This is a genomic window from Paracidovorax sp. MALMAid1276, from assembly GCF_049198005.1.
Classification (GTDB): domain Bacteria; phylum Pseudomonadota; class Gammaproteobacteria; order Burkholderiales; family Burkholderiaceae_C; genus Acidovorax.
Genome location: NZ_JBMIRS010000199.1, coordinates 1 through 16,567, shown reverse-complemented (window position 1 = coordinate 16,567; position 16,567 = coordinate 1). Strand labels below are relative to the sequence as shown.

The 16,567-nt window shown below is 67.1% G+C and carries 15 protein-coding genes; 2 read left to right on the top strand and 13 right to left on the bottom strand.

The window, feature by feature from the left end; all coding sequences use genetic code 11:
• Nucleotides 1-22 precede the first annotated feature (22 nt).
• Nucleotides 23-838, top strand: coding sequence for a sulfite exporter TauE/SafE family protein (locus ACOQFS_RS15605; protein WP_421563745.1), 816 nt, complete (start codon nt 23-25; stop codon nt 836-838).
• A gap of 41 nt (nt 839-879) precedes the next feature.
• On the opposite strand, the gene ACOQFS_RS15600 is transcribed toward ACOQFS_RS15605, so the two are convergent.
• From ACOQFS_RS15600 to hemN, 4 genes are all read right to left on the bottom strand, one after another.
• A complete protein-coding gene (locus tag ACOQFS_RS15600) occupies nt 880-3,354 on the bottom strand; it encodes a sensor domain-containing protein (RefSeq protein ID WP_421563744.1) in 2,475 nt (824 codons plus the stop codon).
• Nucleotides 3,351-4,658, bottom strand: a complete 1,308-nt coding sequence (locus tag ACOQFS_RS15595; RefSeq protein WP_421563743.1) for an HD-GYP domain-containing protein — start codon at nt 4,656-4,658, stop codon at nt 3,351-3,353. The genes ACOQFS_RS15600 and ACOQFS_RS15595 overlap by 4 nt, the downstream gene beginning before the upstream one ends.
• Nucleotides 4,659-4,865: 207 nt before the next feature.
• On the bottom strand, nt 4,866-5,621 hold the full coding sequence (locus tag ACOQFS_RS15590) for a sulfite exporter TauE/SafE family protein (RefSeq protein WP_421563742.1): 756 nt from the start codon (nt 5,619-5,621) through the stop codon (nt 4,866-4,868).
• Nucleotides 5,622-5,768: 147 nt separating this feature from the next.
• Nucleotides 5,769-7,151 (bottom strand): oxygen-independent coproporphyrinogen III oxidase, encoded by a 1,383-nt coding sequence (hemN, locus tag ACOQFS_RS15585; RefSeq protein WP_421563741.1) that lies wholly within the window; start codon nt 7,149-7,151, stop codon nt 5,769-5,771.
• A 188-nt stretch (nt 7,152-7,339) separates the two neighbouring features.
• On the opposite strand from hemN, the gene fnr reads away from it, so the two are divergent.
• Complete coding sequence (gene fnr, locus ACOQFS_RS15580; protein ID WP_421563740.1) at nt 7,340-8,062, top strand: fumarate/nitrate reduction transcriptional regulator Fnr; 723 nt, start codon at nt 7,340-7,342, stop codon at nt 8,060-8,062.
• A gap of 104 nt (nt 8,063-8,166) precedes the next feature.
• On the opposite strand, the gene ACOQFS_RS15575 is transcribed toward fnr, so the two are convergent.
• The 9 genes from ACOQFS_RS15575 to ACOQFS_RS15535 form a co-directional block, all read right to left on the bottom strand.
• Entirely contained in the window at nt 8,167-8,463 is a 297-nt protein-coding gene (locus ACOQFS_RS15575; RefSeq protein WP_421563739.1) for a hypothetical protein, read from the bottom strand.
• Nucleotides 8,464-8,543: 80 nt separating this feature from the next.
• Nucleotides 8,544-8,849 (bottom strand): FixH family protein, encoded by a 306-nt coding sequence (locus tag ACOQFS_RS15570; RefSeq protein WP_421563738.1) that lies wholly within the window; start codon nt 8,847-8,849, stop codon nt 8,544-8,546.
• A gap of 89 nt (nt 8,850-8,938) precedes the next feature.
• Complete coding sequence (gene ccoG / locus ACOQFS_RS15565) at nt 8,939-10,384, bottom strand: cytochrome c oxidase accessory protein CcoG (RefSeq protein ID WP_421563737.1); 1,446 nt, start codon at nt 10,382-10,384, stop codon at nt 8,939-8,941.
• Nucleotides 10,385-10,465: 81 nt separating this feature from the next.
• Nucleotides 10,466-11,386 carry a cytochrome-c oxidase, cbb3-type subunit III gene (gene ccoP, locus ACOQFS_RS15560; RefSeq protein ID WP_421563736.1) on the bottom strand — a complete coding sequence of 307 codons (921 nt, stop codon included), beginning with the start codon at nt 11,384-11,386 and terminating at the stop codon, nt 10,466-10,468.
• A gap of 30 nt (nt 11,387-11,416) precedes the next feature.
• Entirely contained in the window at nt 11,417-11,554 is a 138-nt protein-coding gene (locus tag ACOQFS_RS15555) for a cbb3-type cytochrome oxidase subunit 3 (protein ID WP_421563735.1), read from the bottom strand.
• 12 nt (nt 11,555-11,566) lie between these two features.
• Complete coding sequence (ccoO, locus tag ACOQFS_RS15550; protein ID WP_421563734.1) at nt 11,567-12,199, bottom strand: cytochrome-c oxidase, cbb3-type subunit II; 633 nt, start codon at nt 12,197-12,199, stop codon at nt 11,567-11,569.
• A gap of 20 nt (nt 12,200-12,219) precedes the next feature.
• Complete coding sequence (gene ccoN / locus ACOQFS_RS15545) at nt 12,220-13,659, bottom strand: cytochrome-c oxidase, cbb3-type subunit I (RefSeq protein ID WP_421563733.1); 1,440 nt, start codon at nt 13,657-13,659, stop codon at nt 12,220-12,222.
• A gap of 64 nt (nt 13,660-13,723) precedes the next feature.
• Entirely contained in the window at nt 13,724-13,861 is a 138-nt protein-coding gene (ccoS, locus tag ACOQFS_RS15540) for a cbb3-type cytochrome oxidase assembly protein CcoS (protein WP_421563732.1), read from the bottom strand.
• Entirely contained in the window at nt 13,861-16,392 is a 2,532-nt protein-coding gene (locus ACOQFS_RS15535) for a heavy metal translocating P-type ATPase (RefSeq protein WP_421563731.1), read from the bottom strand. Before ACOQFS_RS15535 ends, ccoS begins: the two co-directional genes overlap by 1 nt.
• Nucleotides 16,393-16,567: the final 175 nt, after the last annotated feature.

Genomic DNA, 16,567 nt, shown 5'->3' with positions numbered 1-16,567 from the left:
TCCTCCACTTCCTTGGTGCGCCATGCTGGATCCTGTCCTGATCGTTGAACTTGCCGTGCTCGGCCTCGCCACCGGTTTTCTGGCCGGCCTGCTGGGCATCGGCGGCGGCATGCTGCTGGTTCCCTTCCTCACCTACATCCTGGGCGGCCAGCAGGTCGCGCCCGACCTCGCGGTGAAGATGGCCATTGCCACCTCCATGGCGACGATCATGTTCACGTCGATCTCGAGCGTGCGCGCGCACCACAAGCGCGGCGCCGTGCAATGGGACATCGTCAAGCGCCTGGCGCCGGGCATCGTGCTGGGCGGCATGGTGGCCAGCCTGGGCGTGTTTGCCTTGCTCAAGGGTTCGTTCCTGGCGATCTTCTTCGGGCTCTTCGTGAGCTTCTCCGCCACCCAGATGTTTCTCGACAAAAAGCCCGCGCCGTCGCGGCAGATGCCGGGCGGCGCAGGCCAGGTGGCCGCAGGGGGCGTGATCGGATTCCTGTCGGGCCTGGTGGGCGCTGGCGGCGGCTTTGTCAGCGTGCCCTTCATGACGTGGTGCAACGTGCCCATCCACCATGCCGTGGCCACCAGCGCGGCGCTCGGATTTCCGATTGCGCTGGCCAACGTGGTGGGCTACGTGGCAAGCGGGTTCAGCGTGGCCAACCTGCCGCCCGCGTCGCTCGGCTATGTGTGGCTGCCCGCGCTGGCCGTGATCGCCACCTGCAGCGTGCTCACGGCCCCGCTGGGCGCGAAGGCGGCGCACAGCCTGCCGGTCAAGCAGCTCAAGCGGGTGTTCGCGTCGCTGCTGTTCGGCCTGGCGGCCTACATGTTCTGGAAGGGCATCACGGCGGCGTAAGCCCCGGCTGCCGGCGCGGCGACCCTGGGCCGCAGCCGCCCTCAGTGCTTGTCAACCCGGCTCTTGGCGGTGCCGCGCTTGTTGCCGGCAGTGGCCCTGGGCTGCAGTGGTGGCTTGGCCAGCATGGCACGGAACGCCTCGGCCGGCAGGCCGGGCGCGCACAGATAGCCCTGGTAGTGGTCGCAGTCCATGGCTTGCAGCACGGCCTGCTGGGTGGCGGTCTCGACGCCTTCGGCCACCACCTCGATGTGCATGGCGCGCCCGATGCTGATGATGGCGCTGACGATCGCCCGGTCGCCATCGTCATCGGGCAGGCCGCGCACGAACGACTGGTCGATCTTGAGCTTGTGGATGGGCAGCTTCTTGAGATAGGCCAGACTGGAGTAGCCCGTGCCGAAGTCGTCGATGGCCAGGCCAATGCCCAGGTCGGCCAGCACACGCACGCGCTGCTCCATCTCCTGCGCGTCCTGCAGCAGGATGGTTTCCGTAAGTTCCAGCTCCAGCAGGGTGGGCGGCAGCTGGTGCACAGCCAGCAGGCGGGTGATGCGCTCGACAAAATCGGGCTGGCGAAACTCCAGCGCCGACACGTTGACCGACACCATGATGGGCGTGCCGCTGTGCATCCACACGGCAGCCTCGCGCACTGCTTGTTCCATCACCCAGGCGCCCAGGGTGACGATGTAGCCGGATTCCTCGGCCAGGGGAATGAACTGCGCCGGCGACACGGCGCCAAACTCCGGGTCGGTCCAGCGGATGAGCGCTTCGGCGCCCGTGATGCGGCCCGTCACCAGATTGACCTGCGGCTGGTAGTGCACTGCCATGCGCTGCAGGCCCAGTGCCTGGCGCATGGCGTGCTCCATCTGCATGCGCGAAAGCAAGTTGGCATTCATCTGCGGCTGGTAGAAGCCGTAGCTGCCGCGCCCCCGGTCCTTCACGCGGTACATCGCGGTGTCGGCCTGCTTGATCAGGTCGTCCAGCGTTGCGCCGTCCTGCGGGTACAGCGCCATGCCGATGCTGCACTGGATGGAGAACCCCATGCTGTCGAGCGTGAAAGGCTTGAGCATGTCGTCCAGAATGCGGCGCGCCACGCTCTCGGCCACGGCGGCATCACCACCGTGCAGATAGATCACGAACTCGTCGCCGCCCAGGCGGCACAGCATGTCGGTCTGGCGCAGGCAGGTCTGCAGGCGCTCGGCCACCAGTTGCAGTACGCGATCGCCAAACGGGTGGCCCAGCGAGTCGTTGATGATCTTGAAACGGTCAAGGTCCAGGAACAGAATGGCAAAGCCCGTGTCCGACTGGCGCGCTCCCTGGATCGCCGTGTCCACGCGCTGTGACAGCAGCAGGCGATTGGGCAGGCCGGTGAGCACGTCGCTGTAGGCCAGCTCTTCGATGCGCTTTTGCGCGGCATGCTGCAGGGTGAGGTCGCGCATGAAGCCGATGCTCTGCACCAGGCGGCCCTCGTCGTCGCGCAGGGCCACCCACGACAGCTGCACGGCGCAATACGCCCCGTTGTCGCGCGGCAGCCAAAGCTCGCCCTCCCAGAATCCGTCGGTGGCCCAGCCCTGGAACACCTGCTCCATGAAGCTGGCATCCGAGCCGCCGCCAAACAGCGATGCCGCCGTGCTGCCCTCGAATGCGGCGGCCGAGGGGCCCACGAGGCGCTCGCAGCCGGGGTTCATGCGCAGGATGCGGTGCTGGCTGTCGGCGATGAAGATGGCGTCCAGGCTGGACTCGAACACTCGCGCCGCCAGGCGCAGGCTGGCCTGGATCTCGGTCTGTCGCGTGATGTCGCGGTAGGAATACACGCGCCCCACGGGCCGCCCCTGGCTGAACTGCGGCACCGTGCGCATCTCCAGCACCGTGCCCCCGCGCAGCTCCAGGATGTCCGTGCTCTCCTGCATGGGTTCGCGGGCAATCGCTGCCAGCCGGTCGGCATACAGGCGCGCGTCCACCACCTGGCTGGACATGTGCGAATAGACGGCCGCATCGTCGCGCTGCACCAGGCGCTCGCGGGGAATGCTCCACAGCTGCGCCAGGCGCTGGTTGAAGGCCCGCACCTGTCCGTCCAGGCCACACACCAGCATGCCGTCGGCCGCCGAATCGAGCGTGGCGCGCAGCTCGGACAGCAGGGTCTCCAGCTCGCGCTCGGTGGCGTCCTGCACGCTTCGGTCGAGCATGGTCACCATGAACTGCGTTCCGCCGCCCGCATCGGCGTCCCGCGGCACGCGCGTCACGCGCCGCTCCACCGGTATCAGCGAGCCATCGGCGCGCAGCAGGCTGGTATGCGAATGAATGCCGTTGGCGACCACGTCGGCCGGCTCGGCCCAGAAAGCCTGGTCTTGGGGGGTGGCTGCAAGCTGCAGCACCGACTGCCCCACCATGTCGGCCAGCGGCTGCGCGGCCAGGCGTTGCGCCGGTTCGTTGGCATGCAGGATCAGCAGGCTTTTCTCGTCCACCAGCCAGACGGCCTCAAGCAGGCTGTCCAGCCATGCAGGAGCTTGCGCGCGGCTCACGCAGTGGCCTCGTCCGGTTCGGGCATGACGGCGCGCTCAAAAAAGTAGCAGATCCGCTGCCGGGGCGAGAGGTATTCGAGCGCGTCGCGCGGCAGCTGCACGGGCTTGAGACTGCGGCGAATGCCCAGCTCGGGCACAGTCTCCAGATCAAGAATGGTGGCTTCGTCCTTGGGCACGCGCGAGTCGTGCACGATCACCTTGGGCCTGAGGGGCCGCGACGAATTGACCGAGGCCACGATGGCGTAGCGGTCGTTGACCAGCTGCACGATCGAGCCCGGCGGGTAAACGCCCATCATGCGGATGAAGGCCCCCAGCACCACCGAATCGAACTTGGGTTTGAGCTGCGCAAAGATGACCGACAGCGCCTCATGCGGCGTGAGCGCATCGACCCCCATGGCAGGGTTGCACATGCGGTCGTAGCGGTTCACCAGGGCGAGGACCTGGCTGTTGCGGCCCAGCGCCGGGCCGGTCAGCCGCAGGGGAAACCCGCTACCGTCCGCCATTTCATGGTGCTGGGCAATTGCCTTCACGATCGGGTCCGCCAGGCCCATGCGCATCGCAAAGGCCACGGATTCGCCCACATGGGTCTCGTAGCGGGTGCGCTCCATGGGGATCATGGAGGGTGTGGCCTGCCGCAGATTGGGCGGCAGCTTGAGCTTGCCCAGGTCGTGCACGAGTGCGGCCACGCCCAGGGTCTGCAATTCATCGCCCTGCATGCCCAGCGAGCGGCCCAGCAGCAGCGCGATCACCATCACGTTGATGGGATGCAGTCCGTTGCGCTCGCCCACCCCTTCGGACAGCAGGCGGATGACGGAATCGCCGTTTTCCAGCAGGTCGGCCACACAGCCGGAGACCAGGGCCTCGCCCTTGGCGCGCGCTTCGTCGGGACGCTCGGACACCGACCGCTCAAGCGCCTGGTACTGGCGCGTCGCCTCGGTGAACCGCTGGTTGCATGCGGCCAGGGCGCGGTTCTGCGCATCCAGCAATGCACGGCGCCGCAGGGCTTCCTGGTCCACCGCAGGCGCCACCGTGCCGGAGGCCCCGTCCAGCGCATTGGCGGGCGCTGGCGCTGCCATTTCGGGCACGCTCCAGGCGGCGGGCACCAACTCCTTCAATTCAGGGTCGCTCTTCTTGGGAACGTAACGCACCTCGGTCAGGCCCAACTCGCGCAGCGTGGCAATCTGTTCTGCCGAGGCCACCCTGAAACTGCTCACCGGAAACGGGTGGTGCAGCCAGCCTACATCCAGCTGGATGTACATGCCGACACGCAGCTGGCTGATGTCGATGAGGATGGATGAGTTCACTTCAAGGTTTGCGTAACAGGGGGATATCCATGCCACCAATGGTTACACAGATTATCCCTGCATCCTAAGTCAGCCCGAGGGAACCAGCCGTGGCGCCGCTGCGGCACGGCAACAGTTACGTGACATTGTGCGCAGCGACCTTGCGCGCGCGGTCAGTGCAAGCCCTTACAGCGTCGCACGGCTGCAACAGCGGGACGCAAGGTGCGACTACCTGCACCAGAGTGAGGGCTTGTAGATCCAGTCCATCCACAGCGCCCAGGAGGCCACCGCACAGAGCATGCCCCCTGCCAGGCGGGTGCCCCATTCGGCGCGGGCGGCGTTCAGGCGACCACGCACCCGGCTCCACACCCACGGCCCGCCCGCCAGCCACAGGCCACTGCCCGCCGCAAAGAACGCCATGGTCAGCGCGCCCTGCACCGGGCCGCCGCTGAGCGCGGCCACCAAAAGGGCGGAGTAGAGCAGCCCACAGGGCATCCATGCCCAGAGCACGCCCGCCACCAGCACGCCCCCAGGTGCGCCCACCCAGGGCCGCACGCGCGCCCACACCGCCCGCCCGGCCTGCTCTACCCACAAGGGCTGGCGCGACTGCACCATCATCATCAGCCCCCAGGCCATCACCGCGACGTGCATCAGCGTCCACACGGGGCGCAGCGCACTGGTTTGCTGCGTGAGCCAGGCCAGGCTGTCCATCGCCAACGCGGCCAGCGCCCCTGCGGCCGCATACCCGGCCAGCCGCCCGGCATGAAACGCCATTGCCCGGCGCGCTACGCCACCCCGGGGCATCCATTGGACGGGCTGCCCGGCCTCGGCCTCACCCGTTGCCTGCGCAGCCTGCGACGCATGCGGCGGCCGTGCCCCGCCCTGCCCCGTCAGCACACTGCAAGGCGCCGCACACATGGCCAGGCAATGGGACCCGCCGACCAGCCCCATGAGCAAGGCGGTGGAAGCAAGGGCGGCAAGCATGGGCGAACGGAGGTGAAAAACAGGGTTTGCTTCGAATTTGATAGCGGTCAGCGCTTGCCACCATTGAGATTGAGACGAAAATCTGCTGAAACCCTTATGCAGAAAGCGCTCACAGCTACAAGTTCGCTAGCAAATGTGCCTATCACTTCAGATGATGCGCGAGAAGCGCGCACGGTTGCGGTCGGCCTGCAGGTAGCGGTCAAACACCATGGCGATGCCGCGCACGAAGAACCAGCCCATGGCCGTCACCTCGATGCCCTCGGCCCCCATCGTCACCAGCCCCTGCTCCGCCATCGCCTCCAGCTGCACCAGCTCGGCCGCGAAGTAGTGGCGAAAGTCGATCAGCCAGGCCTGCTCCATGGGCTCGAACAGCAACTCGCCCTGGCACATCAGCGCCATGATGGCGGAGCGCCGCACCAGGTCGTCACGCGTGAGGGCCAGGCCGCGCACCACCGGCAGACGGCCCTGGTCCAGAAAGTCGCAGTACTCGTCCAGGGTCTTGGCGTTCTGGCTGTAGGTGGCGCCCACGCGCCCAATGGCCGAGACGCCCAGGCCAATCAGGTCACAGTCGGGCTGCGTGCTGTACCCCTGGAAGTTGCGGTGCAGGCGCCCCTGGCGCTTGGCCACGGCCAGCGCATCGGTGGGCAGGGCAAAGTGGTCCATGCCCACGTAGACATATCCGGCGTCCAGGAAGGCGTCCAGCGAGCGCGACAGCATCGACACCTTTGCAGACGCCGCCGGCAGCTCGGCCGGCACGATGCGCCGCTGCGGCTTGAAGCGCTCGGGCAGATGCGCGTAGGCATACAGCGCGATGCGGTCGGGACGCAGCCGGGCCACCTGCGCCAGCGTGCGGTCGAATGACTCGGGGGTCTGGCGTGGCAGGCCGTAGATCAGGTCCACGTTGATGGACTCGAACCCCAGCCCGCGCGCGGCGTCGACCAGCGCAAACACCTGTTCGGCGGGCTGGATGCGGTGCACGGCCTTCTGCACTTCCGCGTCGAAGTCCTGCACGCCGAAGCTCAGGCGGTTGAAGCCCAGATCGGCCAGCGCCGCGAGCCGCTCGGGCGTCACGGTGCGGGGGTCCACCTCGATGGAGTATTCGCCGCCCGGTGCCAGCGTAAAGCTGCGCTGCAGCATGGCCATGAGTTCGCCCAGCCCCGCGTCTGACAGGAACGTGGGCGTGCCGCCGCCCAGGTGCAGCTGGCTCACCACCTGGCCCGTGCCGCAGTGCGCGGTGTGCAGGCCGATTTCGCGGCTCAGGTAGCGCAGGTATCCATCGGCGCGGTCATGGTGCTTGGTGATGATCTTGTTGCAGGCGCAGTAGTAGCACAGCGACTCGCAGAACGGGATGTGCACATACACCGACAGCGGCAAGGCCTTGGCTGCGGCGCCCAGGCGGCGCTGCTGCAGCGCAAGCACGTAGTCGTCCTCGCCAAAGGCCTCCACAAACCGGTCGGCCGTAGGGTAGGACGTATAACGGGGCCCAGGCACGTCGAAGCGGCGCAGAAGATCGGGCGAAACAGCGGTCATGGGTGGAAAATCCTTGCGTACGCCCCACTGTGCCCTGGACGATCTCCGGCGTCCTTGACCCACATCAAGTGATGCCCACGCTCTTGCAGGGACAATTTGATGCATGTCATTCGCGAACCGGTGCGGCGCAATTTTCTTGCATCGCGCGCAGACGGCGATATGCTTGAAACACCACCTTTCACGCACCTATGAATCCGCTCACCATCAAAGTCGCCTGCTCCAATTGCAACCTGCGCGAGCTGTGCATGCCCGTGGGGCTGAACGAGGAGCAGTTGCAGCGCATCGACGAGGTGGTGGCCGTTCGCCGCAAGGTGCCAAGGGGCGGCACGCTGTTTCACAACGGCGAGACCTTCACGTCGCTGTATGCCATCCGCACCGGTTTCTTCAAGACCTGCGTGGCCACCGAAGACGGGCGCGACCAGGTCACGGGCTTTCAGATGGCGGGCGAGATCATCGGGCTCGACGGCATCGTGAACGACCACCACACCTGCGATGCCGTCGCGCTGGAAGACGCCGAAGTGTGCGTGATGCCCTTCGACCGGATCGAAGAGCTGTCGCGCGAAGTGACGGCCCTGCAGCACCATGTGCACAAGATCATGAGCCGCGAGATCGTGCGCGAGCACGGCGTGATGCTGCTGCTGGGCAGCATGCGCGCCGAAGAGCGGCTGGCAGCCTTCCTGCTGAACCTGGTGCAGCGCCTGCACGCGCGGGGCTTCTCGCAGTCCGAACTGGTGCTGCGCATGACGCGCGAAGAAATCGGCAGCTACCTGGGCCTCAAGCTGGAAACCGTGAGCCGCACGTTCTCGAAGTTTGCGGAAGAAGGCATCGTCGAGGTGAAGCAGCGCCACGTGCGCATCCTGGACACCGACGCGCTCAAGCGCATCGTCAACAGCCAGCAAGCCTGCCATTGAGGCGCCCGGCCCGCCGCGCATCACGCCCCATTCCTGCGGTCCCATTCCTGCGGTCCCGTCCCTGCCCCGTTTCTTCCCCGCTCCTGCCGCATTTCTCCGGCACATCACCGACAGGCGTCGCCGTTCTTGCGGCAGTCCTGGGGACGCTCGTCGTGGGGTACGGGGCAGCGGTTGACCTCGAACGGCGACAGGGACAACAGCGTGGTCAACGCACCCGCGGCCGCTGTCACGCACCAGAAGACAAAGAACGCCAGCGTATAGACGCCCTGGCGCGACAGCGCCAGCGGCTGCCCGAACCAGTGCAGGTCGTGCGGATCGACCAGGGCAAAGACCAGCATTTCCAGCACGCCCGCCATCAGGAAGGCGGGCCATGCAATCCACATCAGGCGTTGTGTCCACATCGTTGTAGTCTCCGTTGGCGGACGCCAGCACCCTGCCGGCATCCGATGAGGGCCCCGCGGCTCGAACTGGCCGCACGTGCTCAGCGCGGCTGATCCCGCGCCGGGGTGGCGGCATGGTTGCGTCCCTTGATGGCGGGGGCCAGGGCCTTCTCGGGGGATTCCAGCGTCTGGTTGATCTCTATCCCCTTGCGGTAATAGTCCTCCGCCACCACCGGGTCGGGCCGCGACAGCGCAAGCCACAGCGTGACGAACCCGGCCACGATGACGATGGCCGGGCCGGCAATGACCAGCCACACGTGGCCAAACTTCCACCACGGGGCGGACGGGACAACCGGGCCCGACGCAAGCGGCGGGGTCTCAAGGGTTGGGGTGCGGGTTATAGGCATGAAAGCAACTCCTAAATATTCGATCCAGCCAATCCATGGCGATGTCAACCAGGCCGCAGCGCAAGGCTGCTCAGGCAGCGCATACCGCGTCAACGCGGCACCAGGAACACGGACTTCTCACGCACATGCGCGGCGGCTCCCAGCGCCTGCACGTCGAACTGCACCGGGTGCGACCCCGGGGCCGCCGAGCCGTAGGGAATCTGCAGCCGCACGGGCACCCAGCGCGACTCGGCGGGCCCGACCTCCACCTCGGCGTCCGAAGCCACCTCCAGCCCCGCCAGCCCCTGGGCCGTGATGCGGTAGCGCTGCAGCTGCTCGGTGGCGTTCATGACCTGCAGGCGGTAGACGTTCTCCAGCTTGCCGCCCGCAACAATGCGGGACAGCGCGGCGCGGTCTCGCACCACATCCACTTTCAGCGGCATGCGCGTGACCAGGCTGGCCAGCATCGCCACGCACAATGCCGCCAGTACGGCGGTGTAGACCAGCACACGCGGGCGCAAAACACGCTGCAGCATTTGGGGTCGGCCCCAGCGGTGGGCCAGACCGTTCTGGGTGGAAAAGCGGATCAGCCCCCTGGGGTACTGGACCTTGTCCATCACGGTATCGCAGGCATCCACACACAGGCCGCAGCCGATGCATTCGTACTGCAGGCCGTTGCGGATGTCGATGCCCACAGGGCAGACCTGCACGCACAAGGAGCAGTCAATGCAGTCACCCAGCCCCTGGGCCTTGCTGTCCACGCCTTTCTTGCGCGGCCCGCGCATTTCACCCCGCTCGCGGTCATAGCTGACGATGAGCGTGTCCTTGTCGAACATGGCGCTCTGAAAGCGGGCGTAAGGGCACATGTACTTGCACACCTGCTCGCGCATGTAGCCCGCGTTGCCATAGGTGGCCAAGCCGTAGAACAGCACCCAGAAAATCTGCCAGCTGCCCTGCAGCGCCAGCAACTCCCCACCCAGCTCGCGGATGGGCACGAAGTAGCCGACGAAGGTGAAACCCGTCCAGCCCGCCACCGCCAGCCACAGCGCCTGCTTGACGAACTTCTTGCGGATCTTTTCGAAGGTCCATGGGCCCTTGTCCAGCCGCAGGCGCGCACTTCGGTCGCCTTCGGCGTGGTGCTCTATCCACATGAAGATTTCGGTATACACCGTCTGCGGGCAGGTAAAGCCGCACCACAGCCGCCCCGCCACTGCGGTGAACAGAAAAAGCGACAGCGCAGAGATGACGAGCAGGCCCGTGAGGTAGATGAAGTCCTGCGGGTAGAGGACCAGGCCGAACAGGTAAAACCGCCGCGCTCCGAGGTCGAACAGCACCATCTGGCGCTGCCCCCACTCCAGCCACGGCAGCCCGTAGAACACCAGCTGCGTCAGCACCACCATGCCCCAGCGCCAGCGCGCGAACAACCCGCTGATGGAGCGCGGATAGATCTTTTTTTGCGCCTCGTACAACGAGACGATCTCGACCGCGGCGGAAGCCTCGGCCGCGACCGGCGCAATGGGAATGACTTTGCGAGCGGACTCGCTGGAGGGCTTCATGGTGTTGTCGCTTCTCTGCACTGCCTGGAGCATCTGTGAGCCAACCCGGGGCAGCGACGGCGCGCCGCCCGAGGCTGGGGGTCAGCGCGCCGCGCTGGCCTGCTTGCCGTTCGACAAGCCCCACACATAGGCGGCCAGGACGCCGATCTGCGCCTCGGTCAGCTTGTCGGCCTGCGCCGGCATTTCATTGACCTTGCCGTTATTGATGATGGCGGTGATCGCGGCCTCCCCCCAGCCGTGCAGCCAGATGTCGTCCGTGAGGTTCGGAGCCCCCAGCGCCTGGTTGCCCTTGCCGTCCATGCCATGGCAGGCGGCGCAGGCGCCAAACTTGGACTTGCCCAGCGACGCGCGCAGGGAATCATGCGGGCTGCGGGACAGGCTCAGCACATAGTGCGACAGGTTGCGGATGTCTTCCGCCGAGCCCACGGCAGCGGCCATCGGCGGCATGCTGCCGACACGGCCCTTTTCCAGGGTCTCGCGGATCTTCTCGGGCGTGCCGCCGTGCAGCCAATCGTTGTCGGCCAGGTTGGGAAAGCCCTTGCTGCCTCGCGCATCCGACCCATGGCACTGTGCGCAGTTGTTCATGAACAGCCGCTCGCCGATGGCATGGGCCTGGGCGTCCGCCGCCATGTCTTCGGGCTTCATCGACGCAAAGCGCGCATACAGCGGCTCAAGCTCAGCCTTGGCCTGGGCCATTTCGGCGTCGTACTCGCCCTTCTGCGTCCAGTTCAGCTGGCCCGAGAAGCTGCCCAGGCCCGGGTATGCGGCCAGGTAGCCCAGGCCGAAGACGATGGTGATGACGAACAGCCACACCCACCAGCGCGGCAGGGGGTTGTTCATCTCCACCAGGTCTTCGTCCCACACATGGCCCGTGGTGTTGTCGGATGTCGCCATCACCTTCTTGCGGCCTGCCATCCACAGCAGGACGCCGCAGGCGATGATGCCGACCAGGGTCAGCGCGGTCACAAAGACCGACCAGAAATTGCTGGTGAAGTCGCTCATGGAATGTTCTCGTTCTGGAAGTGGGGGCCGTCATTCGTTCTCGAAGGGCAGCCGGGCCGCCTCCTCGAACCGCCCCCGGTTGCTGCGCAGACAGGCCCAGACACAGATGCCGATGAATACGGCCAGGCAGGCCAGCGTTGCGACGATGCGCATGGTGGTGATGTCCATGGCGGGTCTCCTTTACTTGAGCGCGCGGCCCATGACCTGCAGATAGGCGACCAGCGCATCCATCTCGGTCTTGCCCTTGACCTCGTCGGCGGCTGCTGCGATCTGCGCTTCGGTGTACGGCACGCCGACGGTGCGCAGCGCCTTCATGCGCGGTGCCACGCTGGCCGGGTCCACCACGCTCTTTTCCAGCCAGGGGTAGGCGGGCATGTTGGATTCGGGCACCACGTCGCGCGGGTTGATCAGGTGGATGCGGTGCCACTCATCGCTGTACTTGCCGCCCACGCGGTGCAGGTCGGGGCCGGTGCGCTTGCTGCCCCACTGGAAGGGGTGGTCGTACACGAACTCGCCCGCCACCGAATAGTGGCCGTAGCGCAGCGTCTCGGCGCGGAAGGGGCGGATCATCTGCGAGTGGCAGTTGTAGCAACCCTCGCGGATGTAAACGTCGCGCCCCACCAGCTGGGTGGCGGTGTAGGGCTCCACGCCCTTCACGGCCTCGGTGGTGGACTTCTGGAAGAACAGCGGCACGATCTCCACCAGGCCGCCAATGGCGATGACCAGGAGGATCAGCACGATCATGAGGAAATTGTTGGTCTCGACCTTCTCGTGCGAGAAGCCGGCCGGAGCGGGGGTGCGGTTGTCAGACATGGTTGTTCTCTTCTGCGGGCTCAGGCGCGGGCGGCCTGCAAGGCGGGAATCTGCACCGTGACCGAGCGTCCCAAGGTCGCGGTCATCCACACGTTCCAGGCCATGACCAGCATGCCCCCCAGATACAGCAGGCCCCCAGCCACGCGGACCACATAGAAGGGATAGCTCGCCTTCACGCTTTCCACAAAGGTGTAGGTCAGCGTGCCATCGGGGTTCACGGCGCGCCACATCAGGCCCTGCATCACCCCGGCGATCCACATGGCGGCGATGTACAGCACGATGCCGATGGTGGCCATCCAGAAGTGCAGCTCGATGGCGGGCACCGAGTGCATCTTTTCGCGGCCGAACAGCCGGGGCACCAGGTAGTACAGCGAGCCCATCGAGATCAGGCCCACCCAGCCCAGCGCGCCAGAGTGCACGTGGCCCACGGTCCAGTCGGTGTAGTGGCTCAGGGCGTTGACCGTCTTGATGGACATCATCGGCCCTTCGAAGGTGGACATGCCGTAGAACGACAGCGACACGATCAGGAAGCGCAGGATGGGGTCGTCACGCAGCTTGTGCCAGGCGCCCGACAGGGTCATCACGCCGTTGATCATGCCGCCCCAGCTGGGCGCCAGCAGGATCAGCGAGAACACCATGCCCACCGATTGCGTCCAGTCCGGCAGCGCGGTGTAGTGCAGGTGGTGCGGGCCGGCCCACATGTAGGTGAAGATCAGCGCCCAGAAGTGCACGATGGACAGGCGGTAGCTGTACACCGGGCGGCCGGCCTGCTTGGGGATGAAGTAGTACATCATCCCGAGGAAGCCGGCCGTGAGGAAGAAGCCCACGGCATTGTGGCCGTACCACCACTGCACCATGGCGTCCTGCACGCCGGCATAGGCCGAGTAGCTCTTCATCCAGCCGGCAGGCACCGCCGCGCTGTTGACCAGGTGAAGAATGGCCACGGCCAGGACGAACGCGCCAAAGAACCAGTTGGCCACGTAGATGTGGCGCACCTTGCGCATGCCGATGGTGCCGAAGAAGACCACCGCGTAGGACACCCACACCAGCGTGATGAGGATGTCGATGGGCCACTCAAGCTCGGCGTATTCCTTACCGGACGTGTAGCCCAGCGGCAGGCTGATGGCAGCCGCCACGATGACCAGCTGCCAGCCCCAGAACGTGAAGGCGGCCAGAGGTGCCGCAAACAGCCGCACCTGGCAGGTGCGCTGAACCACGTAGTAGCTGGTGGCAAACAGCGCGCAGCCGCCAAACGCGAAGATCACCGCGTTGGTGTGCAGCGGGCGCAGGCGCCCGTAGCTCAGCCATGGAATGCCGAAGTTGAGCTCAGGCCAGGCCAGCTGCGTGGCGATGAATACGCCCACCAGCATGCCGACCACCCCCCAGACCACGGCCATGATAGAAAACTGCCGCACCACGGTGTCGTTGTAGTGCGCAGCCATTGTTGTTGGAGAATCCATCGGGCACCTCTTTGTCATGCAGACACAGTGTGTTGCAGCGTGTCGATGACCGCATTGATGCAGGTCAACCGTCGCGGAGAATGCGCTCGCCTTCGTGCTCGATGCTCTCGAACTGGCCGTGGTGCACCGCCCACCACAGCCCACCCAGAATGAGCAGCACCAGCAGCACGGACAAGGGAATGAGCAGGTAAAGAATGTCCATCACACGGTCTCCAGGCTGGCGGGGGACAGCGCGGCGGGGCGGGCACCGGCCTGCGCAGCAGCGGGCCGATTCGGCCCATCGGATGGCACGATGGGCGGCAGGCCGCGCGCCAGCCGCGCGGCATTGAGCACCACCAGCAGCGAGCTGAGCGCCATGCCTAGCCCGGCCAGCCACGCGGGCATCCAGCCCACCACCGCCAGCGGCACACACAGTGCGTTGTAGGCCGCCGCCCACCACAGGTTCTGCCGCACCACGCGCAGGGTGCGGCGGGCCAGCAGCACGGTCTGCGGCACCAGCGCCAGGCTGTCGCCCAGCACCACAAAATCTGAGCGCGACTGCGCAAGCGGCACCGCACGGCCAAACGCAAACGACACGTGGGCGCCGGCCAGCACCGGGCCGTCGTTCAGGCCGTCCCCCACCATGGCCACCTGGCGCCCACCCGCCTGCAGCGCTTGCAGGCTCTGCAGCTTGCCCGCCGGCGAGCATTCGCCCTGCGCGTGCTCGATGCCCGCGCGCACGGCCACGCGCCGCACGGCCGGCGCGCGGTCGCCGGACAGAACATGCACGGCAACGCCCCCGCGCTGCAGCGCAGCCACCACGGCCGGGGCCTCGCGGCGCAGGTCCTCCATCAAATGGAAGCGCGCCAGCTCCACGCCTTGGCCGTCCGGCCCCTGAACTGCCAGCACCACCTGCATGGCGGCAGCGCCATCTTGCGGGGCCACGTTGGCATGGCGGGCCGAGCCCAGCCGCACTTCGCACCCGGACAGATCGCCGGTGCCATCTCCCACGGTGGCCGAACTCACGGTGGCCGAAAGCCCCAGGCCCGCGTCCTCCCGGACGTGCGCCACGGACCAGCGCCCCGCAGCAGCAAGGACGGCGGGCGAGGCTGCAGCCACCAGCGCACGCGACGCGGGGTGCATGGAATGGCGCGCCAGCGCGGTTGCCAGGCCCTGGGCCGCCTCCACGCTCCAGCCGGGGGCCGTGCGCACGGCCTGCAGTGCCATTCCGTCGCGGGTCAGGGTGCCTGTCTTGTCGAACACCAGGGTGTCCACATGGGCCAGCGCCTCCAGCCCCTGCAGGTTGCGCACCAGCACGCCGTGGCGCGCCAGCGTGCCTGCGGCCGTGAGCATGGCCACGGGCGTGGCCAGCGACAGCGCGCAGGGGCAGGTGACGATGAGCACCGCCACCGCCACCATCAGCGCGTGGCCCGGGTCTGCGGGCCACCAGTACGCGGCGGCCAGCGTGGCGGCGGCCAGCACGGCCACCAGAAACGGGCGTGCGATGCGGTCGGCCAGCTGCGCCAGTCGGGGCTTTTGCAGCGATGCGCTTTCCATCAGCGCGACGATCTGCGCGAAGCGGGTCTGACCGCCTATGCGGTCCACGCGCACCTCGACCGGCGCCTGCAGGTTGTAGCTGCCCGCAGCGACCGCGCTGCCCACGGTGCGTGGCACGGGCGTGGACTCGCCCGTCAGCAGCGCCTCATCGGCGTGGGTGCTGCCCAGCGTGATGTGTCCATCGGCCGGAAACGCCTCGCCAGGCAGCACGCGCACGGTGTCGCCCACGGCCAGGCGGCGCGTGGCCACGCGCTCAAGGCGGCCGTCGGCCGTGCGCCGCTCCACGCTGTCGGGCAGCCGGTTCATCACCGCCTCCAGCGCGCCGGCCGTGCGGTCGCGCAGGCGCAGCTCCAGCCAGCGCCCGGTGAGCAGGAAGAACACGAACATGGTCAGCGAGTCGTAGTACACCTCCCGGCCGAAAAGGCCTGCGGGGTCGAAGGTGCCCGCCGTGCTGACGGCGAAGGTGATGGCCATGCCCAACGCCACGGGCAGGTCCATGCTGACGCGGGCCTGGCGGATGTCGCGCAGCGCGCTGGCGAAGAATGGACCGCATGAGAACGCCACCATGGGCAGCGTGATGACCCACGAGGCCCAGCGCAACAGCTGCTCCATCTCTTGCGAGAGGTCGCCGGGCTGCGCCACGTACGCAGGCCATGCGTACATCATGACCTGCATCATGCAAAAGCCCGCCACCAGCCAGCGCCACAGCGCGCGCCGGCTTTCCTGCCGCCGCCGTTCGCGCGCCAGTGCGTCCATGGCGGGCACGGCCCGGTAGCCGGCCTGCTGCACGGCGGCCATCCACTGCGATGGCAGCACCCGGCCCGGCTGCCACACCACACGCGCGCGGCGCGTGGCCGCGCTCACGTCGGCCTGCTGCACGCCCGGCACCGCACGCAGGGCGTCTTCGATGGTGAGGGCGCAGGCTGCGCAGTGCATGCCTTCGAGCACCACATGCGATTCCCACGCGGTGCGGTCTCCATTGGCCGGCGTGCAGGGGCGGCCAAACGCGGGCCACTCCTGCGGGTCGTCCAGCAGATGTACGTGGTCCGGGTCCGGGTCCGGGTCCGGGCCCGGCCCTGGTGCTTGTGCGGGCCCCGCGGTTGCAGCGGCACCCGGTGCGACATCCGATGTGGCACCCGGCGCGGTGGGAGCATCGGGCGCAGTTTCTGCGAGCGCTTCGGCTCCGAAGATTGACATGCATCGAGCCTATCGCTCGCAACCTGCAGGCACATTGACCTGGATCAAGCCCAGGGACATGATGGACCCTAAGAACGTGTTTACGATCTCCCAGGGGATCGCGTTGGAGCGTAATCGGGATGAGTGGATGCCTCGGATGCGCCGTATGGGCTCGTGCCCATGCAAGCAGCCGGGG